This window comes from Luteibacter sp. 329MFSha (assembly GCF_900111665.1).
In the GTDB taxonomy this organism is placed as follows: domain Bacteria; phylum Pseudomonadota; class Gammaproteobacteria; order Xanthomonadales; family Rhodanobacteraceae; genus Luteibacter.
This window is the reverse complement of the sequence record NZ_FOJE01000002.1, coordinates 17,647-41,534: the sequence shown is the minus strand read 5'-3', so window position 1 is coordinate 41,534 and position 23,888 is coordinate 17,647. Positions and strand designations below refer to the sequence as shown.

General features: G+C 70.0%; 23 protein-coding genes. 8 read left to right on the top strand and 15 right to left on the bottom strand.

Annotation, left to right across the window (positions count from 1 at the left end):
* Positions 1–49: 49 nt before the first annotated feature.
* From BMW54_RS11480 to BMW54_RS11465, 4 genes are read right to left on the bottom strand one after another with little or no spacing between them, the layout of a single operon-like run.
* Entirely contained in the window at positions 50–1,225 is a 1,176-nt protein-coding gene (locus BMW54_RS11480) for an ABC transporter permease (RefSeq protein WP_090056034.1), read from the bottom strand.
* Positions 1,222–1,956, bottom strand: a complete 735-nt coding sequence (locus BMW54_RS11475) for an ABC transporter ATP-binding protein (RefSeq protein ID WP_090056031.1) — start codon at positions 1,954–1,956, stop codon at positions 1,222–1,224. The genes BMW54_RS11480 and BMW54_RS11475 overlap by 4 nt, the downstream gene beginning before the upstream one ends.
* The gene (locus BMW54_RS11470; protein ID WP_090056028.1) at positions 1,953–3,509 is read right to left on the bottom strand and encodes an alpha/beta fold hydrolase; all 1,557 of its coding nucleotides are present in this window, start codon (positions 3,507–3,509) and stop codon (positions 1,953–1,955) included. Before BMW54_RS11470 ends, BMW54_RS11475 begins: the two co-directional genes overlap by 4 nt.
* 4 nt (positions 3,510–3,513) lie before the next feature.
* On the bottom strand, positions 3,514–3,708 hold the full coding sequence (locus tag BMW54_RS11465; protein ID WP_090056024.1) for a helix-turn-helix transcriptional regulator: 195 nt from the start codon (positions 3,706–3,708) through the stop codon (positions 3,514–3,516).
* A gap of 351 nt (positions 3,709–4,059) precedes the next feature.
* Between BMW54_RS11465 and BMW54_RS11460 the strand changes: the two genes are divergently transcribed.
* From BMW54_RS11460 to BMW54_RS11445, 4 genes are read left to right on the top strand one after another with little or no spacing between them, the layout of a single operon-like run.
* Positions 4,060–4,569 (top strand): Csu type fimbrial protein, encoded by a 510-nt coding sequence (locus BMW54_RS11460; RefSeq protein WP_090056021.1) that lies wholly within the window; start codon positions 4,060–4,062, stop codon positions 4,567–4,569.
* Positions 4,570–4,622: 53 nt separating this feature from the next.
* A complete protein-coding gene (locus tag BMW54_RS11455; protein ID WP_139206095.1) occupies positions 4,623–5,321 on the top strand; it encodes a fimbrial biogenesis chaperone in 699 nt (232 codons plus the stop codon).
* 1 nt (position 5,322) lies between these two features.
* Positions 5,323–7,626, top strand: coding sequence for a fimbria/pilus outer membrane usher protein (locus BMW54_RS11450; protein WP_175472842.1), 2,304 nt, complete (start codon positions 5,323–5,325; stop codon positions 7,624–7,626).
* Complete coding sequence (locus tag BMW54_RS11445; RefSeq protein WP_090056013.1) at positions 7,623–8,639, top strand: Csu type fimbrial protein; 1,017 nt, start codon at positions 7,623–7,625, stop codon at positions 8,637–8,639. Before BMW54_RS11450 ends, BMW54_RS11445 begins: the two co-directional genes overlap by 4 nt.
* Positions 8,640–8,650: 11 nt before the next feature.
* On the opposite strand, the gene BMW54_RS11440 is transcribed toward BMW54_RS11445, so the two are convergent.
* Both BMW54_RS11440 and rsgA read right to left on the bottom strand, forming a co-directional pair.
* Positions 8,651–10,843: an autotransporter outer membrane beta-barrel domain-containing protein gene (locus BMW54_RS11440; RefSeq protein WP_090056011.1), complete on the bottom strand. Its 2,193-nt coding sequence runs from the start codon at positions 10,841–10,843 to the stop codon at positions 8,651–8,653.
* Positions 10,844–10,942: 99 nt separating this feature from the next.
* On the bottom strand, positions 10,943–11,998 hold the full coding sequence (gene rsgA / locus BMW54_RS11435) for a ribosome small subunit-dependent GTPase A (protein ID WP_090056008.1): 1,056 nt from the start codon (positions 11,996–11,998) through the stop codon (positions 10,943–10,945).
* A gap of 118 nt (positions 11,999–12,116) precedes the next feature.
* Between rsgA and BMW54_RS11430 the strand changes: the two genes are divergently transcribed.
* The 4 genes from BMW54_RS11430 to grxD all read left to right on the top strand — a co-directional run bounded on the left by BMW54_RS11430 (position 12,117) and on the right by grxD (position 15,897).
* The gene (locus BMW54_RS11430) at positions 12,117–13,361 is read left to right on the top strand and encodes an aminotransferase class I/II-fold pyridoxal phosphate-dependent enzyme (protein WP_090056006.1); all 1,245 of its coding nucleotides are present in this window, start codon (positions 12,117–12,119) and stop codon (positions 13,359–13,361) included.
* Positions 13,361–13,978, top strand: coding sequence for an SGNH/GDSL hydrolase family protein (locus tag BMW54_RS11425; RefSeq protein WP_090056004.1), 618 nt, complete (start codon positions 13,361–13,363; stop codon positions 13,976–13,978). The genes BMW54_RS11430 and BMW54_RS11425 overlap by 1 nt, the downstream gene beginning before the upstream one ends.
* 73 nt (positions 13,979–14,051) lie before the next feature.
* Positions 14,052–14,918 carry a UDP-2,3-diacylglucosamine diphosphatase gene (locus BMW54_RS11420; protein ID WP_090056001.1) on the top strand — a complete coding sequence of 289 codons (867 nt, stop codon included), beginning with the start codon at positions 14,052–14,054 and terminating at the stop codon, positions 14,916–14,918.
* A 70-nt stretch (positions 14,919–14,988) separates the two neighbouring features.
* Positions 14,989–15,897 carry a Grx4 family monothiol glutaredoxin gene (gene grxD, locus BMW54_RS11415; protein WP_090055998.1) on the top strand — a complete coding sequence of 303 codons (909 nt, stop codon included), beginning with the start codon at positions 14,989–14,991 and terminating at the stop codon, positions 15,895–15,897.
* Positions 15,898–16,143: 246 nt separating this feature from the next.
* Here grxD and BMW54_RS11410 read toward each other — a convergent pair whose 3' ends face one another.
* The 9 genes from BMW54_RS11410 to cbiB form a co-directional block, all read right to left on the bottom strand.
* The gene (locus BMW54_RS11410; protein WP_139206094.1) at positions 16,144–16,830 is read right to left on the bottom strand and encodes a hypothetical protein; all 687 of its coding nucleotides are present in this window, start codon (positions 16,828–16,830) and stop codon (positions 16,144–16,146) included.
* A 337-nt stretch (positions 16,831–17,167) separates the two neighbouring features.
* Entirely contained in the window at positions 17,168–17,503 is a 336-nt protein-coding gene (locus BMW54_RS11405; protein WP_175472841.1) for a thioredoxin family protein, read from the bottom strand.
* A 203-nt stretch (positions 17,504–17,706) separates the two neighbouring features.
* Positions 17,707–18,423: an adenosylcobinamide-GDP ribazoletransferase gene (locus tag BMW54_RS11400; protein WP_090057053.1), complete on the bottom strand. Its 717-nt coding sequence runs from the start codon at positions 18,421–18,423 to the stop codon at positions 17,707–17,709.
* On the bottom strand, positions 18,420–18,959 hold the full coding sequence (locus tag BMW54_RS11395) for a histidine phosphatase family protein (RefSeq protein ID WP_090055992.1): 540 nt from the start codon (positions 18,957–18,959) through the stop codon (positions 18,420–18,422). Before BMW54_RS11395 ends, BMW54_RS11400 begins: the two co-directional genes overlap by 4 nt.
* Positions 18,956–19,999 carry a nicotinate-nucleotide--dimethylbenzimidazole phosphoribosyltransferase gene (gene cobT / locus BMW54_RS11390; protein ID WP_090055990.1) on the bottom strand — a complete coding sequence of 348 codons (1,044 nt, stop codon included), beginning with the start codon at positions 19,997–19,999 and terminating at the stop codon, positions 18,956–18,958. Before cobT ends, BMW54_RS11395 begins: the two co-directional genes overlap by 4 nt.
* Entirely contained in the window at positions 19,996–20,520 is a 525-nt protein-coding gene (gene cobU, locus BMW54_RS11385) for a bifunctional adenosylcobinamide kinase/adenosylcobinamide-phosphate guanylyltransferase (RefSeq protein ID WP_090055986.1), read from the bottom strand. The genes cobT and cobU overlap by 4 nt, the downstream gene beginning before the upstream one ends.
* The gene (locus BMW54_RS11380) at positions 20,514–21,977 is read right to left on the bottom strand and encodes a cobyric acid synthase (RefSeq protein ID WP_090055984.1); all 1,464 of its coding nucleotides are present in this window, start codon (positions 21,975–21,977) and stop codon (positions 20,514–20,516) included. Before BMW54_RS11380 ends, cobU begins: the two co-directional genes overlap by 7 nt.
* Positions 21,974–22,999 (bottom strand): threonine-phosphate decarboxylase CobD, encoded by a 1,026-nt coding sequence (gene cobD, locus BMW54_RS11375; protein ID WP_090055982.1) that lies wholly within the window; start codon positions 22,997–22,999, stop codon positions 21,974–21,976. The genes BMW54_RS11380 and cobD overlap by 4 nt, the downstream gene beginning before the upstream one ends.
* Positions 22,992–23,882 carry an adenosylcobinamide-phosphate synthase CbiB gene (gene cbiB, locus BMW54_RS11370; protein ID WP_217642655.1) on the bottom strand — a complete coding sequence of 297 codons (891 nt, stop codon included), beginning with the start codon at positions 23,880–23,882 and terminating at the stop codon, positions 22,992–22,994. The genes cobD and cbiB overlap by 8 nt, the downstream gene beginning before the upstream one ends.
* Positions 23,883–23,888: the final 6 nt, after the last annotated feature.

Here is a 23,888-nt window from a genome sequence, read left to right as displayed (position 1 = left end):
GCCGATACGATCGGCTCCCACCCTCCGGTAGCCACGCTTTCGGGGCCTCCTATCCCGAGATCGCGAGGCGCTCGGAGCGGTACATCGTCGCCGTGGCCCAGATGGCGAGGATCGCCGCGGTGAAGCCACCGGCCATGCACAGGCCGATCTCCCACGCCGTCATGCCGTCGCCGCGCAGGAGCTGCACGATGCCGAGGTTCTGTCCGAGCAGCGGCACCGCGTACATCCAGGGCTCGGCGCGGATGGCGACGACCGACAGCAGCAGGCTCGGCAGCACGGGGATGATCATCAGCACCGAGAGGTAGGTCTGCGCTTCGCGGTAGCTTCTGGCGAACGCGGAGACCAGCGACTGCAACGCGGCGAGCAGCAGGATCATGGGAAGCATGAGCAACACGACCTGCGAGCCGAAGCGCCAGCCCAGATCCAGCGCGATGCCGATCTTCTCCGTCGGGATGAACCAGGGCGCGGTCGCGAAGGCCGCGACGCTGAGCAACAGGCTGACCAGGGCGAACGTGCAGATCGCGCCGAGCTTCCCGGCCAGGATCTGCCAGCGTGGCACCGGATTGACGAACAGCGGCTCGAGCGACTGCCGTTCGCGCTCGCCGGCGGTGAGGTCGATCGCGAGGTACATGCCGCCCAGGAACACGGTGAGCACGAAGAAGTACGGCAGGAAGGAGAACATGAGCGCGGAACGCGACTGCGACGTCGCCTGGTCGCGGTCCGCGACCTGCACGGGCCACGCCGTGTTCGGCGACATGCCGCGTGCGATCAGCCGCATCGCCCCTTCGCGCCGGCCGTAGCTCTCGACGAGGCCGCGCACGCGCATGATCGGCGCCGACGCGTCGCGACGCGACGAATCGTAGATGAGCTCCACCTGCACGGGCTGTCCTTTCGCCCAGGCCTCGGGATAACGCGGCGAAATCCTCACCACGACGTCGGTACGCTGCTCGCGCACCGCGTTCTCGGGGTCGGGTATCGCCGGGCCGGCGTCGATGCTCGCGCTCCTGAGCGCGGCGACGAGGTTGGGCGCGAGCTCCGCGCCGATGACCGGCACGGTCAGCGGCCGGTCCGTCTTCGCCAGTTCGCGAGTGACCATCACGTTCATCAGCATGATGAACATCACGGGGCCGAGCAGCGGGCCGGTGACGAGCGCGCTGATCAACGTGCGGCGGTCGCGCAGGTTCTCCCGCACTTCCTTCCAGTAGACCGTGGAGAAAGCCGTCATGCCGCGAGCCCCTCGTCCGTGCCGATGATCTTCACGAAGGCGTCCTCGAGCGTCGCCTCGCCCGTCTGTTCGAGCAGCATCGCCGGCGCCTCGTCGGCGACGACGCGCCCGTGCGCGATCACGACGATGCGATCGCAGAGCGCCGCGACCTCCTGCATGATGTGGCTGGAGAAGAGCACGCAGCGCCCCTCGTCCTTCAGTTGCCGCATGAAGCGGCGCATCGCGCGCGTCGCCATGACGTCCAGCCCGTTGGTCGGCTCGTCCAGCAGCACGTTGCGCGGATCGTGGACGAGCGCGCGTGCGATGGCGGTCTTCACGCGCTGCCCCTGCGAGAAGCCCTCCGTCCGGCGCGTCGCGATGTCGCGCATCTCCAGCGCGTCGATCAGCGCCTCGCGACGGTCGCGCAGCAGGGCCGGCGGCAGTCCGTGGAGCCGGCCGAAGTAATCGATGTTCTCGGAAGCCGTCAGGCGCTTGTACAGGCCGCGCGCGTCGGGAAGGACGCCCAGCTGGCGGCGCACGGCATCCGGATCCACCGCCGCGTCCACGCCGTCGACGAGCACCTGGCCGGTGTCCGGCTTCATCAGCGTGAAGAGCATGCGCAGCGTCGTGGTCTTGCCTGCGCCGTTGGGACCGAGCAGGCCGGTGATCTCTCCGTCGCGGGCGACGAAACTCACACCGTTGACCGCGCGCACCTCGCCGAACGACTTGTGCAGCTCCCTCACCTCGATCATGGCGTGGCTCCGTTGAATCCGACGAATACGGGCAAGGGCCTCAGGCGGTCCAGACAGCTCACGTCCAGCCCCTTCGCGTCGGCCTTGTCGATGAAGCGCTCGAGCACGCGCGGCATGCAGCCTCGCGCCACGACGTTGTGGCCCTGCCCTTTCAGCACGAGGTGGCGGCCGTTCGGCAGTCCCTTCACCACGTCGTCGCCGTAGCGGGGCGGGGTCACCGGATCGAACTCGCCGGACATCAGCAGGGCCGGCACGTCGCTTTTCAGCGGCGCGTGGAAGTTCGCCGGGCGCTCGCCGTGCGGCCATACCGAGCAGGCCGCGCGGAAGGCCTCGATGAGCGTGTCGCCAAGAATCGTGTCCTTGTCCTGCGGCCGCGGCTGGAGAAGGTCGGCGTCCTCCGTGCAGATGACCGAGTACTGCATGCCGCCGTCCATCGTGTCGCCGAGATCGCCGGTGAGCAGCTTCGCCTGCCCGAGCAGCGGACCGACGTCGCCGTGCGCCGCCGCGTCGATCGACAGCGGAAGCAGCGCGGCGGTTTCCGGCGAATAGGCGAACATGCGCACCACCGTCGCGAGCGAGAACTCGCTGAGCACGCGCTGCACCGAGGAATAGTCCTGCGGATCGCGGAACGTCACCTTGTGCGGGTTCGCGCGCAGCGCGTCGCGTAGCTGGTAGAGCGTCTGGTAAGGATCGTTAAAGCGTTTGCGGCATGCTTCGTCGGCGTGGCAACGCGCGAACTGCGCCTTCAGCGCCGCGTCGAGGTTCACCGCGAAATCCTCGCCCAGCACCAGGCCGTTCGGCGCGACGCCGTCGAGGATCAGCGTGCGCAGCCCGTCGGGATGACGCATCGCATATTGCTGCGCCACGCGCGTCCCGTACGAGACCCCGAGCAGATCCAGCTTCGGCGAGCCCAGCGCGCGGCGTACGTCTTCCAGGTCGGCGACGGCGTCGGTCGTCGTGTAGAAACGGACATCGGCGTCCTTCGACAGCTGACCGAGGCAGGTCCGCGTTTCCTTCCGCACCGCTTCCGCGTCGAAGCCATGCGCCTCGTCCGCCCCGGCCGGCGCCCCCGGCCCGGCGTCCCGGCAGCTGAGCGGGTGCGAGCCACCGGTGCCGCGCTGGTCGAGCAGCAGCACGTTGCGATGCTGCAGCAGGGGCGCCATCGCCGCGGCGATCGCCGGATAGCTCTCCGCGGCCGACTGCCCGGGACCGCCCGCGATGAATGCCACGATGTCGCTCGCCGGCACCTGCGCGCTGCTGCGCACGAGCGCGAGCTGCAAGGCGATGTGGCGTCCCTTGGGATTCGCACGGTCCTCGGGCACGTCGAAGGGTGCGCACCACGCGGCGGTTGACAGCCCCGAATGCGCCTGCGGCAATTCGCAAGGCTTCAGCTCGACCGATCCGACGCGCCACACGCGCGGTGGCGCCGGCCGCGTGACGGCGGGCGGGGACGGGCTCGCGGACGGCTCGCCGTGCGCTTTCGTCCACTGGCGTCCCGAGAGGACGGCCGCCACGATGGCGACGACGATGGCGATCCGTGGTGGTCGCTTCATGCAGTCATTCCCCGGGAGTGAAGATCGATTCGATGGGAAGGCCGAACAGCCGCGCGATGCGGAACGCCAGCGGCAGGCTCGGATCGTACTTGCCCGTCTCGATCGCGTTGACGGTCTGACGCGAGACGTCGAGGTGCTCGGCGAGGTCCGCCTGCGACCAGCCGAGCTCGCCGCGGAGTTCGCGAACGCGGTTGATCATTGGTCGCGGTAGTGCCGCAGGACGGCGCACTTCGCCACGCCGAAGCAGAACAGCAGCGTCGGCAGTACCCAGATGGCGACGGTCTCGACCGCCGGTGACGGAAGCACCGCTCGCATGGTCTTTCCCCTGATGCCATGGGTGTCAAGCACACTTGACATCATCCTGCGCGCTCTCGCGGGGCGTGTCAAGCAGCCTTGACATGGCGTTGTGCACTTTCGGCATCGCTAGGCCGATCCGGCAGCGTGGCCGGAATTTCACATGCGGCGACCGCACGCGCACCGATTCTTGCAGCCGAAGGAACCACGTCCCGCAACGCCGGTGTTCCGGCGTGCGCCACCTTCGGAGATCGCCATGCGCCACCTCGTTCGTCCCCTCGTCTTCGCCGCGCTCGGCTCGGCCGCCGTGGCCACGCCACAGCTTCGGGCCGCCACCGCCACGACCACGTTCAACGTGCGGATCACGATCACGGCGGCGTGCGACATCAGCACGACCGCACCGACCGACGTGAACTTCGGCACCCAGCCCTCCACGGCGACGAACGTCGACAACCAGGGCGCGCTCAACGTGAACTGCACTCCCAGCGCGCCGTACACGATCGCGCTCGACAACGGACAGAACGGGACGAGCGCGACGACGCGCGCGATGACCAACGGCACCGCGCTCGTGCCCTACCAGCTCTACCGCAATCCGTCGCGCGGCGCGGCCGACATCTGGGGCAGCACGACGGGCACCGGCGGCAACGTGTTCGCCGGTAGCGGTACGGGGACCGTGCAGAACATTCCCGTCTACGGACGCGTGCCGAGCACGAACTTCCCGGCCGGCGCGTACACCGACGTCATCACCGCCACCATCACGTACTGACGGTGCGTCGATGCGCGCCCCCCGTTGCGAGAGCCATCGCGGTGGCCCTCGCGATGGCCACCGCCGCAGGGTCCCTGCCCAGCGCCAGCGCGAGCGGTCTCCAGGTGTCGCCGATCGGCATGCGCTTCGCCGCCGTCACCCGCGCCGACGCGCTGTGGCTGACGAACACGGGCAACGACGCGATCCACGCGCAGGTACGCGTGTTCCGCTGGACGCAGGCGGACGGCAAGGATTACCTGGAAGCGTCGCGCGATCTGGTCGTCAGCCCGCCGATGGTGACGATCGCGCCCGGCGATCGGCAGATGGTGCGTGTCATCCGTCAGATCGATCCTCCGGGCGACGGGAACGAAGGTGCCTATCGCGTGCTGGTCGACGAATTGCCGGTCAACGGAAAGGACACGGAGGGACTGAAGTTCGTGCTGCGGTATTCGGTGCCGGTATTCCTCGCGCCACGCGGCGATCCGACCGTCAAGGCGACGCTGCAGGCGAGCTGGGATGCCACGCCCGGCGGTTCGGTACTGCGCGTGCGCAACACCGGCACCGGCCACGCGCAGATCGCGGACGTGGTGCGGCAGGATGCGAAGGGGGACCGGATGTCGCTGCTGCCGGGTCTCGTCGGCTACGCGCTGCCAGGCGCCACGATGGAGTGGCGCGTGCCGGGTGCGACGCCACCGGGCGGCGGTGCCCTGCGCGCGAGGATCAACGGTGAGACGGCGGAGTCGACCCTGGTCGTGGACCCGGGCCGCCGCTAGCGTGCTGGCGTTCGAAGCGGGCGCCGCGCACGCCACGACGACCGAGGCACTCGCCGTGCCGCCGCCCCCGACGGTGGATCCGCGCGTGCGCACGGTCGGCGAGGACCTGTACCTGGAGGTCGTGCTCAACGGCAGCGCCACCGGCAGGCTCGTCCATTTCGTCCGCCGCGACGGCACGCTCTGCGCGACGCCGGCGGACCTGCGCGGCCTGGGCTTCGCCAGCGGCGCCGACGAGCGCGAGCAGTGCCTCGCGTCGATCCCGGACCTCCGTTACAGCTACGACGTGGCACGGCAGCAGGTGACGATCGACGTGCCGCCCGAGAGGCTGTCGCTGCCCACCACCGTGCTGAACCGCCCGGAGCGCAGCGCCATGAAGGCGGTCAGCGGCACCGGCCTGCTGCTCAACTACGACGTGTACGCCGCGCACGGCGACGGCCTCGGCAACGTGAGCGGCTATGCCGAACTGCGCGGCTTCAGCGACGGCCTCGGCGTGCTCAGCAACACGTCGCTGACCCGTCGCTATCAAACGCGCGAGGACGGATGGCGTGGCGGTACCGTGCGCCTGGACACGCAGTGGCGCCTCGCGTTCCCCGACCGCGCGCAGGCGTTGACGGTCGGCGACACGTTCACCGGCTATCTTTCCTGGACTCGCGCGACGCGCATCGGCGGCATCGCGTACGGCAGCGATTTCGCCCTGCAGCCCTACACAGTCACGACGCCGCTTCCGCAGTTCTTCGGACAGGCGACGGCGCCGTCGGCCGTGGAGCTGTACGTGGACGGCGTTCGGCAATACAGCGGCCGGGTGCCGGCGGGCCCCTTCCAGCTCACCGCCGTGCCCGGGGTCGACCAGGCGGGCCAGGCGCAGGTCGTCCTCACCGACGCGCTCGGGCGCAGCAGTACGGTGACCTTTCCCTTCTATTCGGCACGCCAGCTGCTGCGGGCGGGGCTCGACGACTGGTCGGTGGAACTCGGCAAGGTTCGCCAGGGCTACGGCATCGACTCGTTCGATTACGCCAGCGCGCCCGTCGTCAGCGGCACATGGCGCCGTGGCGTCGACGACCGCCTGACCCTCGAATCGCACGTCGAGGCCGGCGACGGGCGCGGCACCGCCGGCGCCGGCGCGATCTGGAATCCCGGCGGCGCGCATCTGGTCAACGGGTCGTATGCCGTCTCGCGCGGTGGCGGCGCGCAGTACGGACTGGGCTACGCCTGGAACGGCCGCTACGTGAACGCGTCGTTCGACACCGTGCGCGGCGACGCACGCTATCGCGACGTGGCGGCCGGGTACGGATCGCCGCCGCCACGAGTGAGCGATCGCGCGTTGATCGGTTTCAACGTCCGCGACACGAGCTTCGGCGCCAACCTCGTGCGCCTGCGTTACGCCGGCCAGGAGGCGTCGCGTTACGCCGGCCTCTTCCTGCTGCGCACGCTCGGCGGCGGCATCTCCTTCAACGCGAGTTACAACCAGAACCTCGACGACGCGGCGGACCGCAGCATCTTCGTCGGCGTCACCGTGGCACTCGACCAACGCACGACGTGGAGTACTTCCCTGCAGCGCGACCGCGGGGACACGGCGGGGATCGTCGACGCCAGCCGCCCCATCGACGGCGACGGCGGCTTCGGCTGGCACGTGCAGGGCCGCGGCGGCGCCGACGGTGGCGGGCTCGGCGAAGTGGGCTGGTTGGGCAATCGCGGGCAGCTCACGATCGGCGCGAGCACGATGGGTGCGTCGACCTACGGCTACGCGGACGCGAACGGCGCGGTCGTGCTGATGGGTGGGCATGCGTTCGCCGCCCGCCGGATCGACGACGCGTTCGCGCTGGTGACTACGGAGGGTGCCGCCGACATTCCGGTGCTGCTGGAAAACCGCCGCACCGGAGTCACGGATGCGCGTGGCCTGTTGCTCGTGTCGCGCCTCAACGCCTACCAGGACAATCGCCTCAGCATCGACCCGCTGGACCTGCCCGCCGACGACCGCGTCTCGCGCGTGGAAACCATCGTCGCGCCCGCCGATCGCTCGGGTGTCGTCGTGCGCTTCCCGATCCGGCGCGTGCGCGCCGCGTCGGTCATCCTCGTCGACGGTCGCGGGCAGCCGCTCGCCGTCGGCACGCGTGTCGTCACACCAGCCGGCGAGGAGGCGTTCGTGGGCTACGACGGCCTCGTCTACCTCGACAACCTGCCGGGAGACACATCGCTCCAGGCCGAGTTGCCCGACCACACGCGTTGCCGGGCGCAGCTGACGTATCCGAAGGGCGCGCGCGACCTGCCCGAGATCGGCCCGCTCACCTGTCGGAGCGAGCCATGAAGTGGCTCGCGATCGTGCTGATCTGCGTCGCCTCCCTGTTCGTGGCGGGGCGCGCGCAGGCGGTGACCACGTGCAGCGTCACGAGCATCACCACGCTCGCCTTCCCGGCCGTGCAGCCGACAGGCTCCGCCGTCGACACGGTGGCGACGATCAACTACAGCTGCACGTATACCGGCGGGTTGCTCGGCGGCCTTTACGGCGTGTACCTCACCGGATGTCTCGGCATGGCACCGGACGACCAGGGTGCCGTGTCGCCGAGAACGATGATCAACGCCAGCAACGACCGCATGCGCTACGACATCTACAAGGACTCGCAGCGAACCAGCGTGCTCGGCCCCATCGGCAACGCGACCTATGCACCGCTGCCCTTCCAGTTGCAGTTCACCATCCTGTCGAATCCGCAGACGCAGACCGGTTCGGCGACGGTGTACGGACGGATCCCGACGCCACAGCCGTCGCTCTCACCCGGCAATTACAGCGCCACGCTGGCGGGCGGCGCCGCGGCCAACGGTATCGCGTGGCGGTACAACGAGGCGCTGCTCAGCCTCGGCACGTTTCCCGCCGGGTGCCAGACCGGCGGCGGCGGCGGTGGCACGGCCGCGGGGCCATCGTCGACCGTGACGTCCTCCGTGGCGAAGGCATGCACCATCACGACCGCCACGGCACTCGACTTCGGCAACGTGCCCGGCTTCCTTCGCACGCCATCCGATCAGACGTCGTTGCTGAGGATGACCTGCACGAACCGCTCGCCGTTCCAGGTCGGGCTCGACAACGGCCAGAACGCCTCGGGATCGACGCGACGCATGGCCTCCGGATCGGGCTTCGTCGCCTACGAGCTGTACCGCGACAGCCAACGCACGCAGCGCTGGGGCAACACGTTCAACAGTGACACCGCGACAGGTACCGGCTCGGGGTCGGAGCAGACCCTCACCGTCTACGGCCGCGTCCCCGTGCAGCCGGCCGCCGCGGCGGGCGGATACAGCGATACGGTCACCGTCACGGTGACGTACTGACCGTCGAGCTGTCAGAACACCACCGAGACACCGGCGGCCGCGCGCAGGCCCGCCTCGCCGGCACGGCCGGATCGCGTGCGACGGGATGCCTCCAGCCACACGCTCGTGCGCGACCACAGCTCGGCGCGCAGGCCAAGCGACGTCACGGTGGCAGCGCCCGCGCGGCCCGCGGCGAAGCGCTCACCGGAGAGCGTCGCGCTCGCCGCCCGATCGGACGCTGCCTCGTAGCGCACGTCGAGATACGTTTCCCATGCGTAGAGCGTCCGCCCTTCGGGGGCGAACGGCATCGATGCGCGTGCGCCGATGCGCGACACCGCGCGGCGCGCGGAGGTCGGCGCGAGGACGATGCCGTCGCGATCGGTGGCGCCGTGCGTCGAAAGCCACTGCGAAAGCCATGCGGCACCCGGTTCCAGCACCGCGTGCGTCCCCAGCTGCCAACGCCAGGCGAGCGACAGCGAGGTGTCCAGCCCGTGCGCGTGTCGCGCAGGCAGCGTTTCGCCTCTGCCGGGAGCCGAGACCGCCGTGACGTATCGCGTCGCCACGAGTCCGCCGGCCAGGCGCCAGCCGCCGTCGGTGGACAGGCGGGTGAACAACGCGAGTCCTGCGGCAGACGTGGATGCCGACGCGCGCCCTTCGGCCGTATCCGTCCGCACGGACGACTTTCCGGCGAGGAGCCCGCCTCCCAGCCGTAGAACGGTGCCTTCCGTACTGGTGACAGGCGTGTCCATCAGGAGCTGCAACCCACGATCGGTTCTTACGTAGTCGACGCCGTAGTCGACGAATCCGAGGCTGCTCCGGTAGTGGCTGTCGCCGCCGAACGCCCGGGCGCGCAGCGCCGGCTCGCGCGCCTCGTCGGTATCGTCCGCCTGCAACGCGTCCATCGCCGCGCGGCCGAAGCCCATCAGCGCGTGATCGTGCACGAGGTAGGCCGGCACCTGGGCCATCAGAGCCGCGCGATCGGGAGCGCCGCCGCGCAATGCGTCCTGTCCCGGCATCCTCCCGTGGCGATCGACGCGGGTGCTTTGCAGCCGGAAATCCCAGAACCCGCCTTCGCCGGCCACGAGGCGTTGCGATGGATCGGATACGTCGGGAGCGTATGCGTGCAGCTGGTATCGCCACGGGCCGACGGCGACGTGATCGCCCGCGAGCCGGAACGCATCGGCCGTGGCATGCCCGCCGACCTGCACGATGCTGATGCCGTCACTCGCGCCGTTGGGCCTCCGTGGGTTGGCCGTGTTCGCGCCAGCTCCACCCGTATGCACGACCTCGACCGCGGTCGTGCCATCCACGTCGCCCGCGACGAGCAGGCGGTCGGTACCCTGGCGTGCCAGCGTGCCGCCGGCATCGAGGCGTGTACGCAGCACGAGCGCAGCGCCGGGTTCCGCATGCCAGGTGCCCGCGCGCAGCGTGCCGAAGGTGCCCGTGCGTGCGAGCGCGACGCGCCCATCGCGGCCCACGCGGATGTCGCCGATGCCGCTGTCCGCAGTCATCGTCCATGTGCCTCGCTCGAGCGCGAACGAGGTGGGACCGTGCGCCGCGCCGCGCCAGGTGCTTCCGCTCAGCGACACGTCGAGCATGCCCGCGCCGCTCCGGATCATGTCGCCGACCAGCGTGCTGTCGACGACGCGAAGCACGAGTCCCACGTCGCCGGTCTCGATGTGTCCGTGCGCGGCGCTGTCGCGCATCGTCACGGTGGCGGTGCCACCGTTCGGGAACCGGGTGTCGATCGCGTGGCCGCGCCCGGCATCGAGCACGCTACGATCCAGGCGCGCGGATCCACCGCTGAGCGCGAGCGCGGTGCCGTGATCCGCGCCGATATCGATGCGCACGGTGTCGAGCCACGCGCTCGCATCGCGTTGCACCTGCAGGCCGGTCGACCATGGCGCCCGCATCGAGACGCTGCTGTGGCTCAGCGCGAGCACGGCACCGTCGACGGCGACGATGCCGTGGGAGCGACGCGTCGCGTCACCGGCCCCGCCGTGGCGGATGGAAAGACCCTCGCCGTCTACGGTGGCGCGTGCCCCGATGCGCAACGCGATGCTCCCCGGATCGGCGACCGCGATCAGGTCGCCGGGCAGGAACTGCTCCGCGTGCCCGCGTTCGACCACGACGCCGCGCGTGAACTGCGCCGCGTGCCCGGGCGGCGCAATGCCGCACAGGATGGCGAGCGCGAGTACGTTGCGTCCGCGCGAACGAATGGCCATGAACGACTCCCTGCTTCGCGATAGAGGCGGAGCACGTTAGTCGTGGGACGTCGTGGCGTATGTCGGCCACCGGCGCGATGCGCGTAGGTGGCGCTCGCGTCAGTCGGGATCGCGCGACCAGTCGCCACGGCGCGGCTTCGCGCCATGTTTCGGTCCCGCCTTGCGCTTGAGCCGCGCTTCGAGCGTGGCCGCCTGTTCTTCGCGTTCGTCGTGCAGCTTCAGGTAATTGCGCCAGCGCTGCGGCGACAGCTCGCCCGACGAGAGCGCGGCCTGGATCGCGCAGCCCGGCTCGTTGCCGTGGCTGCAGTCCGCGAACCGGCATTGCGCGGCGAGCGCTTCGATGTCCGCGAAGAGGTCGAGGTTCTCCTCGCCCGTGAGCTTCAGCTCGCGCATGCCGGGCGTGTCGATCAGGCAGCCACCGGTCGGCAGACTGAGCAGCGCGCGGTGCGTCGTGGTGTGCCGGCCCCGGCTGTCGTGGGAACGGACGGCGCCGGTGGCCATGCGTTCTTCGCCGAGCAGCGTGTTCGTGAGCGTGGACTTGCCCGCGCCGGACGAACCCACCAGCACGGCGCTCATGCCCGGGCCGAGGTAAGGCGCAAGCAGCGCGACGGTGGACGGATCCTTCGCGTTGATCGCGTGCACCGCGGCGTCGGCGGGCAGGCGCGCCACCAGCGCGTCGAGCGCCGCCTGCACGTCGACGCCGGTATCGGCCTTGCCGAGCAGCACGACGGGACGGGCGCCGGAGCCTTCCACCAGCGTGAGGTAGCGCTCGATGCGCGACGGGTTGAAATCGCCGTCCAGGCCGGTGAGCACCAGTACGTGGTCGATGTTCGTGGCGATGATCTGCCGCTCGTAGCGCTCGCCGGCCGCCGCGCGGGTGAGCACGGAGCGGCGCGGCAGGATCGCCTCGATGACCGGATGGTTCGCGTGGTCGAGCAGCACGAAGTCGCCCACGGCCGGCCGTAGCGAAGGATCGAGGCCGCGCTTGAGGAAGACGCCGGCGGGCTGCGCGTTGAACGCGACCGAGCCGTCGTGCACCTCGTAACCGGCACGATGCTGCGCCACCACGCGCGCGAGGCGGCGTGGATCGTCCGGCAGCGCGGGGTCGCGCCAGCCGATACGGCGCAGGCGCGCCAGGTCCGGGGTGTCGGTCATGGGCGCGATTATGCCCGCTCCGCGGCCGTTTTCCGCCTCGCGGGCCCATCGGGACGCTGTTACGATCGGATGACGACCGCCGGGAAAGGGCCCGGCGGCGAGTTATGGAAGGCCCGACGTGTCCTCGATCAAGCCCAGCGCGCACCTGGCGGAAGTGCGCTACGAAATCCGCGGCGCCCTCACCCGGCGCGCCCGCGACATGGAAGCGGCCGGCCAGCCGATCATCAAGCTGAACATCGGCAACCCCGGCCGCTACGGGTTCACCACCCCGCCGCACCTGCGAGAAGCCATCGGCGCCCACCTCGTCGACAGCGAAGCCTACGGCCATGAGCAAGGCCTGGAAGAGGCCCGCGAAGCCATCGTCGGCCAGCAGCGCGCCCGTGGCGCCACGGGTGTCGACATCGAGCGCGTGTTCATCGGCAACGGCGTGAGCGAACTCATCGACATCTCGCTGCGCGCGCTGCTCCAGCCGGGCGACGAGGTGCTGCTGCCGAGTCCCGACTACCCGCTGTGGAGCGCCGCGACGATCCTCAACGACGGCAGCCCGCGGTATTACCGCTGCCTCGCCGAGAACGGCCACCTGCCCGACCCCGACGAAATCGACGCGCTGGTCGGACCGCGCACGCGCGCGCTCGTGCTGATCAACCCGAACAACCCCACGGGCGCGGTCTACCCGAAGGCGCTGCTCGAGCGCATCGTCGAGGTGGCCCGCCGGCACGGCCTGCTGCTGCTCTGCGACGAGATCTACGACGAGATCCTCTACGACGGCACGCCTTTCCAGCCGCTCGCGGCCGTCGCCGGGGACCATCCCTGCGTGAGCTTCGGCGGCCTGTCTAAGGTGCACCGGGCCTGCGGCTATCGCGTGGGCTGGATGAGTCTTTCCGGCGCACCGGCGCGAACCGCCGAGTACCGCGACGCGTTGCAGCTGCTCGCCGCGCTGCGTCTTTGCGCGAACGTCACCGCGCAGTGGGCGGTGCGTCCCGCGCTGCTCGACAAGCCGACCATCGGCGCGCTCACCGCCGCCGGCGGACGCCTGCACGAGGCACGCCGCGTCGTTCTGGAGCACGTGGCCGCCAGCCCGTTCCTGGACGTCGTGGCGCCGGGCGGCGCGATCTACGCGTTCCCGCAGATCCGCGCCGATGCGATGCCCCACTTCGACGACACCGCCTTCGCGCTGCGCCTGCTCGAAGAGGAGAGCGTGCTCGTGGTGCCGGGCACCAGCTTCAATCTCTCCGCCAGCCGGCATCTGCGCCTGACGCTTCTGCCGGAGCCCACGCAGCTGGCCGAGGTGTTCACGCGCGTCGACCGCGTGCTGACCCGCATGGCCGACGAAACGATCCCCTCGGCGAGCGCCGTCGCCTGATGGCGCGGCCGACGTTCCTCGCCCTCGGCGACTCGTACACCATCGGCGAGGGCGTGCCGGAGGCCGGACGCTGGCCGGAGCAGCTCGCCGTCCGGCTGCGCGCGGACGGGATCGACGTCGACCCGCCGCGCATCATCGCCACGACCGGTTGGACCACGGACGAGCTTTCCGCGGCGATCGATGCCGCCGCGCCGCAGGGGCGCTGGGGCCTCGTGACGCTGCTGATCGGCGTGAACAACCAGTACCGCGGCCGTGCCGCGAGCGAATACCGCGAGCAGTTCCGCCAGTTGCTGGAGCGCGCGGCGACGTTCGCCGGCGACGCGCGCCGCGTCGTTGTCGTGTCGATTCCAGATTGGGGCGTGACGGCCTTCGCGGAAGGCCGCGACCGCGCGGCGATCGCGCGCGACATCGACACCTTCAACGCCATCGCCCGCGACGAAACGCTGCGCCTGCACGCGCGCTGGGTGGACGTGACGCCCGCCTCGCGCAAGGCCGGGGCGGCGCCGGACATGCTGGTGGCCGACGGGCTGCATCCTTCGGCCGCGCAGTACGCGCTCTGGGTGGACGCGATCCTCCCCGAGGCCAGGGCCGCGCTGCGCGAGCTGCCACGGCGCTGAAACACGACCGCCATGCCGCGGTTACCTCGCGGCCCGAGACTGGGCACCCGGGACAACCCCGGGAACCGATGCCATGGCGAAGCTCACCTGCCGCAGCGCCTTCATCTCCGACGTGCACCTCGGCACGCCCGACTGCAAGGCGGCGTACCTCCTCGATTTCCTCCGCCAGGTCGACTGCGAGCGGCTCTACCTCGTCGGCGACATCGTCGACCTGGAGGCGCTCGGCAAGCGCCACTGGTGGCATTCCGACCACACGGCCGTGATCGCCGAACTCGTCGCGCTCGCCGCGCGCGGGGTCGAGGTGATCTACATACCGGGCAACCACGACTTCCAGATGCGCGGGCTCGCCGGCAGCACCCTCGCGGGCATCCGGGTGGAGCTCGACGCCATCCACGAAGGTGCCGACGGGCGCCGCTACCGCGTCAGCCACGGCGACGAGTTCGACCCGGAACACGTGGGACGCCGCTGGATCAACGCGCTCGGCGACACCCTGCACCGCTTCATCTGCTGGGCGAACCGGCGCGTGCATGCCGTGCGCCTGCGCCTCGAGCTGCCCTACCTGCCGCTTTCGATCATCCTGAAGTCGCACGTGGGCGCGGCGCTCGAGTACATCCGCGGCTACGAGAAGCGCGTCGCCGACGACGCCCGCGAGCGCGGCCTCGACGGACACATCTGCGGCCACATCCATTTCGGCCACGTACGCCCCATGGACGGCGTGCTCTACCTCAACGACGGCGACTGGGTGGAGCACTGCACCGCCCTGATCGAGGACTTCACGGGCGCGATGGAACTGATCCACTGGACCGAGCGGGTGACGCCCCTGGGTCGCGCCAGCCGTGAGACGGTGCTCCCCTCGCCCGAGGCGGTGCGCGGGTTCGCGCCCCTGGCGGACTGCCGGGCGGACCTTTCCGCCCTCCGTGGGGTGTCGATAGCGGGTTGAAACGGACCGGATCGGGCCCATGTGCGATGGATGCCGGTAAAATGGCCCCTTTCCTTCCCGCGGTGACCCCATGGCCCTCGATACACCCACGCGCGAGCGCATCGAATCCCTGCTCGGCCAGCACGACGTCGTGCTGTTCATGAAGGGGACGCGCCAGCAGCCGATGTGCGGATTCTCCGCCGCGGCGATCAACACCCTCAACGACGTGATCCCGGCCTACCACACGGTCAACGTGCTGGAGGATCCGGAAATCCGCGAGGGCATCAAGGAATTCGGCCAGTGGCCCACGATTCCGCAGCTCTACGTGAAGGGCGAGCTGGTCGGCGGCTCGGACATCATCCGCCAGCTGTACACCAGCGGCGAGCTGCACACGCTGTTCGGTGCCACCCCGCCCGATCGCACGCCGCCGGAAATCACCATCACCGACAAGGCCGCCGAGGCCATCCGCGGCGGCATGGCCAACGCACAGGGCCAGGCGCTGCACCTGGAAATCGGTCCCGACCACAGCGCCGGCTTCCAGCTCGCTCCCGCCGGCGACCATGACATCGTCGTCGTCGCGAACGGCATCGAGGTGCACTTCGATCCGGGCAGCGCGGCGCGCGCGAAGGGCATCGTGATCGACTGGGTGTCGACCGTGCAGGGCGAAGGCCTGAGCCTCAAGTTCCCGGGCGCCGTCGAGATCGCCTCGATGTCCGTGCAGGAACTGAAGGCGCGCGTCGACGCCGGCGACATCGTCCTCGTCGACAACCGCCCCGCGGTCTACCGTGCGCAGATCGCGCCGATCGCCTCGGCCCGCATCCTGGAGAACGAAGGCTACGAAGCCCTCGCCCAGCTGCCGAAGGACACGCCGATCGCCTTCATCTGCAACTCCGGCGTCTCCAGCGTCGACTCGGCCAAGCGCCTCGCCGCGCACGGCTTCACGCAGGTCTACAGCGTCGACGGCGGCATGCAGGCCTGGATCCGCGAGATCGGCGAGTAAAGCTCGCGACATGCTTCATAACGAAACGGCGCCCTCGGGCGCCGTTTTTTTTACCGTTCCGAACGCCTGTGCATCGGTTGTTTCCTTGCACTCAGACGAGCGCTCGACATGGTGCGAGCCCGTCGAACGGGTTCCTCTCAATCTGGCCGCGGAATGCATGCAAGCGTCACTTGCCGCTCCGGGCTCTTGACGCCCTGCAAGTCTTCAGCTGCGACGGATAGGGTCACAGGAGCGCCTGTGTCTTCGTCAAGGCAGAGGTACTTCAGAGTGACCGATTCGAGGTCGTCCTTCGATGCTGCCAACTCGCTCGCGGCGCGGCAGCCTTGCTCGCATCCAGCCGGTTTCGCGACGAACGTGACCGGATAATCGGGAAATCCTTCTAACGTCACGCTGCGGTCGCCAGTCTTTGAAGCCATGATGATAATAATGACCGTGGCCGGCATCGATCAGCACACCCGAAGTCGGCGCCCCCGTCCTTTCACTTGGACTCGTGCGCCGGTCCTGAGGGAACCAGAAGTACATGTCTTTTCCACCATAGAGCCATCGCAGCCCCTGGAATCCCGGGATGTCGTTGACAAGGGCGCGGATCGCTTCGTGGACCTCCATCTCCATGTCCTCGAGCGCGCCCGTGCCCGAAAGCGGGCCGAGGCGTTCGTCCGCTTCCATGATCAGCGTCTCCGCGGCGACGTCGAAGCGCACGCGGATGTGAATGGGCAGAGGATCCTCCTCGATGTACGAACGGCGGTTCGCGGCCTCGTTGGCCAGCGTCTCGATCCGCCGCTCGAGCGCCGTTCGCTCGGCCACGTCGATCGCGCCCAGCGGCCGCTCCTGTCCCGTCGCCACGGCCGTCGACGCCATGACGCCCGTCAGCGCGAGCGCGGCGGCAAGCGCGCGTAGCCGCACGGCCGGACGCTTTCTCATATTCGTTTGCATCGTTGCTTCTCCCGGTGATCCGACCGGCGCTCGACGCGGCGCGATGCACGTGCGATGTCGACGGACGGTACGAAGCATCGTGCGACGTCGTGGCGAGACAGCCTGCCGGGGAATACCGGAAGGTCGGACGACGGTGCCCGTAACGAGAGGCGGGTGACGCCCGGAACTCAGACGGCGTCGACTCGGCCACGAACCGATGCAGGAGCGCGCGTTTGAGGTGCCCCCCGAAAGGCGCGTTCCTGCCTCCTGCCAGGCGATCAGTGGGATCGGCGGCGTCGGCTTCAGCAGCGCATCGCTTGTCGTTATCGACGCGACCGTCGCTGCCTCGCCATGCCGATCATGCGTTCAGCAACGCCTCGATTTTAGCTTTGAGTGCTTCTGTGGAGAGGTAGCCAACGGCTCTGTCGATGAGCTGCCCATTACGAAAAAAGTGCGTCGTAGGTACTTGGCGAATGTCCTGCTCACGAACCGTGTTTAGCGCGGCGTCTACGTCCACCGAGGCGAAACGCAGCCTCACGTCGGCATTCCCGGCCGCGACGCCTTTGAACACCACGGCATACGGCCTGCAAGGATCACTAAATGTGGCCCAAAACATGACAACCGCAAGAGTGATGTCACGAGGTGACAACCACTCCGTTGCGGTTCCATCGTCGATGGAAGTGACATCGCTCATCGTTGTTTCCTCCATTCATTGGTCATGGCAACCCCACCCTCTGGGATCGATCATCCCTGTAACGCCCTCATACGCTCTTCGCTCGAACGAAGGCAAGCGCTGCTTAGCACTACCAATGCGTCTTTCCGGAGGTGGAATGCGTAAACGCAACGTGGGCCAGGCTATGGTCGAACGGCGAGCGCGATGAACCCGCGGCGCGACAATCACGTCGCGGTCAGAACCATCAGCGTGGTCGCCTCGACCAGCTCCACCAGCGCACCCGCGGTATCGCCGGTGAAACCGCCCAGCCGTTGCATCACGGCACGACGCCATGCCCACGCCGTCGCCGCCGCGACCAGAAGCGCGACGATGCCGCGGCCGCCGGCCGCCACGCAGACCACGACGACACACGCCAGCGCCCTATAGCAACCCCGCGCCGGTGCACCACGCAGCGAGTCGCCGAGGCCCGCCGCGCGCACGTAGGGCGTGGTGAGGAACCATGCGACGATCGCTGCGCGGCCCAGAAGCGGTGGCAGCAGGAGCCACCAGACGTTCGGCAGCGTCGCGAGCGCAGCGAACTTCAGCAGCAGCACGAGTACGAGCGCGACCACTCCCGCGGGGCCGCTGCGTGGGTCCTTCATGATCGACAACGTGCGCTCGCGGTCGCCCATGCCGCCGATCCATGCGTCGGCACTGTCGGCGAGGCCGTCGAGGTGCAACGCGCCGGTCAGCGCGACCCACGCCACGAGGAGCAGCGCGGCGGCGGGCAACGCGGGCATGCCATGCAGCAATGCCGCCGCGCCGACGAGGAGGACGCCGAGCACGGCGCCCACGAGTGGATACCATTTCAGCGACGCCGCCTGCGCGGACCGGTCGACATGCGCGATGCGCACGGGCAAGCGCGTGAGAAATCCGAACGCGAGCGCGAGACCGCGCATCAGCGCGACCACGCCAGCGGATGCAGCGACGCGTGAGGAACGTCGATGCCGGCCATGTCGCCGAAGGGCCGCGCCTCGGCGACGCAACGCAGGAGCCGTATGGCACCGCCATGCGTCACGACGAGCACGTTCGACGTCGCCGCTTCGGCGGCGACGTCGTCCAGAGCGCGAGAGAGCCGCTCGCGAAAGGTCTCGAACGTCTCGGCGCCGGGCGGCGGATGCGCCACGGGATCGGACCAGAAGCGGCCGAGCGCGTCGGCGTCGCGTTCCGCGAGCGTTTCGATGGGCACGCCCTGCCACTCGCCGAAGTGGTATTCCATGAGGCGCGGATCGATGCGCAGCGGCGTGTCCGTGGCCGCGGCGAGTTCCTCGGCGAAGCGCGCACAGCGCGCCAGTGAGGACGACACGATCCGATCCCATCGCCGGCCGCGTACCGCGTCGCGCAGCTGCGTCCAGCCCAGGGACGAAAGCGGATCGTCGAGCTGGCCGCGGTAGCTGCGCTGAGCGGTGTCGCCGTGGCGGAGAAGATCGATGCTCATGCTTCCGACACCCCGGCTTCGGCGAAGGTGGCCATCGAGCCGTGTAGCGCGCAGGCGAGGCGGAGCAGCGGGACCGCGATCGCCGCGCCGCTCGCCTCGCCGAGGCGCAGGCTCAGGTCGAGCAGCGGCTCGGCGTCCAGCGCCGCGAGCACGCGCGCGTGACCACGCTCGTGCGACCGGTGCGCGAAGACGAACCACGGCCGCGCGTCGGGACGCAACGCGACGGCCGCCAGTGCCGCCACGCTCGCGATATGACCATCCACGAGCACCGGCACGCCGTGCTGCGCGGCGGCGACGAAGGCGCCGGTCAGCGCCGCGATCTCGAAACCGCCGAGGCGGCGCAGCCATTCGAGGGACGTGGCGGCGTCGGAATGGCGATGCAGCGCGCGAGCGATCACGTCGGTCTTGCGCGCGATGCCGATGGCGTCGAGTCCGGTGCCGGCGCCCGCCAGCGTGTCCGGCGCGGCGCCCAGCAGCGCGCATGCCAGCGCGCTCGCCGAGGTCGTATTGCCGATGCCCATGTCGCCGCCGATGAAGATGTCGGTACCCGCGGCGAGCGACCGCCGCACGCTCGCCTCACCCTCGGCGAGCGCGGCGTCGAGCTGCTCCAAGGTCATGGCGTCGTGCGTGACGATGTTGGCCGTGGACGGCGCGATCACGCGGCGGAGCACGCCGGGCACGTCGCCGGGATCGTTCACCGTGCCGAGGTTCACCACGTCGAGCGTCGCGTCGAGTTCGCGCGCGAGCACGGCGATCGCGGCGCCGCCGCTAGCGAAGTTGCGCAGCATCTCGCCCGTCACGGCCTGCGGGTACGCCGAGATGCCCTCGACGGCGACACCATGGTCGGCCGCGAAGACGGCGATCCACACACGCTCGGCGGTGGGACGTTCGCGTCCTTGCAGGCCGGCCAGCTGGACGGCGAGGTCTTCCATCCGCCCGAGGGAACCGGCGGGCTTGGTCAGCCGCGCCTGGCGTCGTGTCGCGGCGGCGGCGACGTCGTCGTCGGGAACGCGACAGGGCGTCGCGAGCCAGTCGTTCATGGCGGTGTTCCTTTCAATGTCATGGGCAGGCCGGCGGCCACGAACACCACGCGATCGAATCGCGCGGCCAGCGCCTGGTGCAGGCGGCCGGCTTCGTCGACGAAGCGTCGCGTGAGCTCACCGATCGGCGTGATGCCGAGGCCGACCTCGTTGCTGACGAATACGACGTCGCCCGGTATGTCCGGAAGCACGTCGAACAGCGCGGCGCGCTCCGCGACGAGGCGCTCGCCGGTGTCGTCGGCGCCGAGGAGGTTGGAGAGCCAGAGCGTGAGGCAGTCCACGAGCAGCAGACGATCCGTCGCGGCATGCGCGCGCAGGGTCGCCGCGAGCGCGAGGGGTTCTTCGACCGATCGCCAGGACGCCGGTCGTCGCGCCCGATGGTGTGCGATGCGCGCGGCCATCTCCTCGTCGAACGCCTGCCCCGTCGCGACGTACACGACCTCGCGCGCGCTGTCCGTTGCGATGCGTTCGGCCAGGGCGCTCTTGCCCGAGCGCGCGCCCCCGAGGATCAGCGTCAGCACGGTGCGCCTCCCAGAAGTCGAGTCAGCGCGTCGACGTCCATGTGCGCGTCGACGGTGTCGGCCAGACGATCGAGCGTCGCCTCGCGCAAGGCCCGGATGTCGAACGCGGGTGCGCTCGTCCCGCTATCGCCGAGCAGGAACGCGAGCGCGTCGGGATGATCGAACAGGCCGTGCAGGTACGAGCCCATGACGCGCCCGTCGTCGGACCGCGCGCCGTCCTTGCGCCCGTCGTCCAGCGACACGGCGTGACGCGCCATCGCCGGGCCTTCGCTGATGCCGCAATGGATTTCGTAGCCGCTCACCGCGGCGCTACCGAGGGCCAGCGTGCCGCGCACGTTGCGCAGCTGCTTCTCCGGCGCCAGCACCGTTTCCAGGTCGAGCAGGCCGAGGCCGTCGGCCGATCCCGGCGGTCCTTCGACGCCGCGTGGATCGTGGACCGCACGGCCGAGCATCTGCAGGCCGCCGCAGATGCCGATCACGCGGCCGCCATAACGGACGTGGCGCAGGATGGCCGTGTCCCAGCCCTGCGCGCGCAGCCATGCAAGATCGGAGCGCGTCGACTTCGAGCCAGGCAGCACGACGAGATCGCACGCGGGGAACGTCTCCCCCGGCCCGACGAACACGCAGTCGACCTCGGGATGAAGGCGCAGCGCATCGAGGTCGGTGTGGTTGCTGATGCGTGGCAGCGCGGGCACGGCGACGCGGAGGCGTGCGGCGGATCGCGATACGCGCTCCCGCGGCAGCGCGTCCTCGGCCTCCAGCACGAGTCCATGCAGGTAGGGCAGCACGCCGAGGACGGGCTTGCCGGTCTCGCGCTCGAGCCAGTCCAGTCCCGGTTCCAGTAGCGCCATGTCGCCGCGGAACCGGTTGATCACGAACCCCTCGACACGCGCGCGCTCACCCGGACTCAGCAGCGCGAGCGTGCCGACGAGATGCGCGAAGACGCCGCCCCGGTCGATGTCCGCGACGAGGATCACCGGGCAATCGACCGCCTCGGCGTAACCCATGTTCGCGATGTCGCGCTCGCGCAGGTTGATCTCCGCGGGACTTCCCGCCCCCTCGACCACCACGGCGTCATACGCCGCCACCAGCCGCGCGTGCGAGGCGAGCACCGCCTCCATCGCCACGCGCTTGTACGCGTGGTAGCCGACGGCGTCCATGTTGCCGACCGGGTGGCCATGGACGATGACCTGGGCCCCGGTGTCGCTGTTGGGCTTGAGCAGCACGGGATTGAAATCGGTATGCGGCGCGACGCCGGCCGCTTGCGCCTGCACGGCCTGCGCGCGGCCGATCTCGCCGCCGTCGATGGTGACGGCCGAGTTGAGCGCCATGTTCTGCGGCTTGAACGGCGCGACCGCCACGCCGCGTCGTCTCAGCCAGCGACAGAGCGCGGCGACCACCGTGCTCTTGCCCGCGTCGGACGTACAGCCCTGCACCATCAGCACGCGCGCGCTCATCGCGTCACCTCGGCCAGCGCGCGATCCAGCCGCGCGAACGCCGCGTCGTCGCCGGGAAGTCCGAAGCGCAGCGCGGACGGGTCGTCGAACGCGCGCACGAGAATCGCATGGCGTGCGAGGCGGTCGGCGAGCACCGCGGCATCGTGGCGCCGCACGTACTGGAAGAAATCGCTGCCGCCATCCGGCGTCAGTCCGTGCCTGCCGAGCAGCGTCGCGAGTCGGGTCGCCGCGTGGCGCAGGCACTCGCGCGCGGAGGCTTGCCACACCCGGTCGTTGAGCGCGCGCGTCACGACGTGGCGCGTCGGCCCGCTCAGCGTCCACGGACCGAGCATCTCCGCGAGCGCATCGAGGATCGGCGGCGCCGCGGCGACGAAGCCCGCGCGGGCGCCGGCGAGCCCGAAGAACTTGCCCACGGAGCGGAGCACGATCAGCCCATCGCGGGCATGGGGCGTGACGCTGTCGTCAGGCCGCGTGTCGATGAAGGCCTCGTCGACGATGAGCCAGGGGTTATCTTGTTCCCTCGCAGGCGCGGCGCGAGCACCCGTCGCGCCCGGGTGCGCTCCAACGGTGTCATGGCATGCGAGGATGTCGCTGGTGCCGAGCCACTCGCCGGTCGGATTGTTCGGGCGGATCAGGACGACGACATCGAACTCGCCCGCGCGTTCGCGCAGGTCGGCCCATGGCAAGGTCGTCACCGCGTGTCCGGCCTGCCGCCACGCGTGCGCATGTTCCGCGTAGCCCGGCGCGATCACCGCCACGCGCGACGGTGCGCGCAGTCGCGGCAGCGCGGCGATCGCGGCCTGCGAACCGGCGACGGGCAGCAGATGCGCGCTGCCGTAGTACGCGCGCGCGGCATCGGCGAGACCGTCATCCTCTTCAGGCAGCCGATGCCACGCCGCCGCCGGCATCGACGTGACGGGCCAGGCGAACGGGCTGATGCCGGTCGAGAGATCGAGCCAGGCCTCCACGGGCACGCCATAACGACGGGCCGCACGGGCGAGACGACCACCGTGCTCAAGCATTCGAGGCGACTCCCACCACCAACGCCGCGACAAGCCACGCGACGACGCCGCGGTCGACGAGCCGTAGCGCGCGGTCGATCGTCGTCGCGTCGGGCGGCGATCCTTCGCCGAGCTCGGGCCGCGGTTCCCAGCGGCCGTGGTAGGGCGCGGCGCCGCCGAGACGAACGCGGAGCGCGCCCGCGCCCGCCGCCATGACGGGGCCGGCGTTCGGGCTGTCCCACGCCGGGGCCTGGGTGCGCCAGCCGCGTAGCGCAGCGGATGTATCGCCCATGGCGGCGTACGTCAGCGCCGTGAGCCGCGCCGGGACGAATCCGAGGACGTCGTCGATACGCGCGGCCGCCCAGCCGAAGCGTTCGTAACGCGGCGTGCGGTATCCCCACATCGCGTCGAGGGTGTTCGCGAGCCGGAAGAGCAACGCGCCCGGCGCGCCCAGCAGGACGAACCAGAAGAGCGCGCCGAACACGGCGTCGTGGCCGTTCTCGAGCACGGACTCCGTGCCGGCCGCCGCGACGCGCGTGGCATCCAGCGCGTCGACATCGCGACTGACCATGCGCCCGACGGCCACCCGCGCCGCCGCGAGATCGTTCGCGCGCAGCGCCTCCGCGATGGGTCGCGCGTGATCGCCCAGGCTTCGCCGGCCGATGGCGAAATACAGGACCAGCACGTCGATCGCGAACGCGAGCGGCGCGCCGACGTTCGCGCGAAACGCGAACAGCGCCACGACCGGTATCGCCACCGTGACGCCCCAGGCGACGACGCCCGCGCCACGGTCGTCGCGGTACAGACGCCGCTCCACATCGCTCGCGATCCGGCCGAAACCGACCAGTGGATGGAAACGCCTGGCTTCACCCAGCAGCGCATCCAGTGCCAGTGCCAGCATCATCGCCAC

Excerpts from the sequence above, each read along its gene's own strand:
- BMW54_RS11480 (WP_090056034.1), bottom strand. The coding sequence starts at position 1,225 with ATGACGGCTTTCTCCACGGTCTACTGGAAGGAAGTGCGGGAGAACCTG.
- BMW54_RS11475 (WP_090056031.1), bottom strand. The coding sequence starts at position 1,956 with ATGATCGAGGTGAGGGAGCTGCACAAGTCGTTCGGCGAGGTGCGCGCG.
- BMW54_RS11470 (WP_090056028.1), bottom strand. The coding sequence starts at position 3,509 with ATGAAGCGACCACCACGGATCGCCATCGTCGTCGCCATCGTGGCGGCC.
- BMW54_RS11465 (WP_090056024.1), bottom strand. The coding sequence starts at position 3,708 with ATGATCAACCGCGTTCGCGAACTCCGCGGCGAGCTCGGCTGGTCGCAG.
- BMW54_RS11460 (WP_090056021.1), top strand. The coding sequence starts at position 4,060 with ATGCGCCACCTCGTTCGTCCCCTCGTCTTCGCCGCGCTCGGCTCGGCC.
- BMW54_RS11455 (WP_139206095.1), top strand. The coding sequence starts at position 4,623 with ATGGCCACCGCCGCAGGGTCCCTGCCCAGCGCCAGCGCGAGCGGTCTC.
- BMW54_RS11445 (WP_090056013.1), top strand. The coding sequence starts at position 7,623 with ATGAAGTGGCTCGCGATCGTGCTGATCTGCGTCGCCTCCCTGTTCGTG.
- BMW54_RS11440 (WP_090056011.1), bottom strand. The coding sequence starts at position 10,843 with ATGGCCATTCGTTCGCGCGGACGCAACGTACTCGCGCTCGCCATCCTG.
- rsgA (WP_090056008.1), bottom strand. The coding sequence starts at position 11,998 with ATGACCGACACCCCGGACCTGGCGCGCCTGCGCCGTATCGGCTGGCGC.
- BMW54_RS11425 (WP_090056004.1), top strand. The coding sequence starts at position 13,361 with ATGGCGCGGCCGACGTTCCTCGCCCTCGGCGACTCGTACACCATCGGC.
- BMW54_RS11420 (WP_090056001.1), top strand. The coding sequence starts at position 14,052 with ATGGCGAAGCTCACCTGCCGCAGCGCCTTCATCTCCGACGTGCACCTC.
- grxD (WP_090055998.1), top strand. The coding sequence starts at position 14,989 with ATGGCCCTCGATACACCCACGCGCGAGCGCATCGAATCCCTGCTCGGC.
- BMW54_RS11410 (WP_139206094.1), bottom strand. The coding sequence starts at position 16,830 with ATGCAAACGAATATGAGAAAGCGTCCGGCCGTGCGGCTACGCGCGCTT.
- BMW54_RS11405 (WP_175472841.1), bottom strand. The coding sequence starts at position 17,503 with ATGAGCGATGTCACTTCCATCGACGATGGAACCGCAACGGAGTGGTTG.
- BMW54_RS11395 (WP_090055992.1), bottom strand. The coding sequence starts at position 18,959 with ATGAGCATCGATCTTCTCCGCCACGGCGACACCGCTCAGCGCAGCTAC.
- cobT (WP_090055990.1), bottom strand. The coding sequence starts at position 19,999 with ATGAACGACTGGCTCGCGACGCCCTGTCGCGTTCCCGACGACGACGTC.
- BMW54_RS11380 (WP_090055984.1), bottom strand. The coding sequence starts at position 21,977 with ATGAGCGCGCGCGTGCTGATGGTGCAGGGCTGTACGTCCGACGCGGGC.
- cobD (WP_090055982.1), bottom strand. The coding sequence starts at position 22,999 with ATGCTTGAGCACGGTGGTCGTCTCGCCCGTGCGGCCCGTCGTTATGGC.
- cbiB (WP_217642655.1), bottom strand. The coding sequence starts at position 23,882 with ATGATGCTGGCACTGGCACTGGATGCGCTGCTGGGTGAAGCCAGGCGT.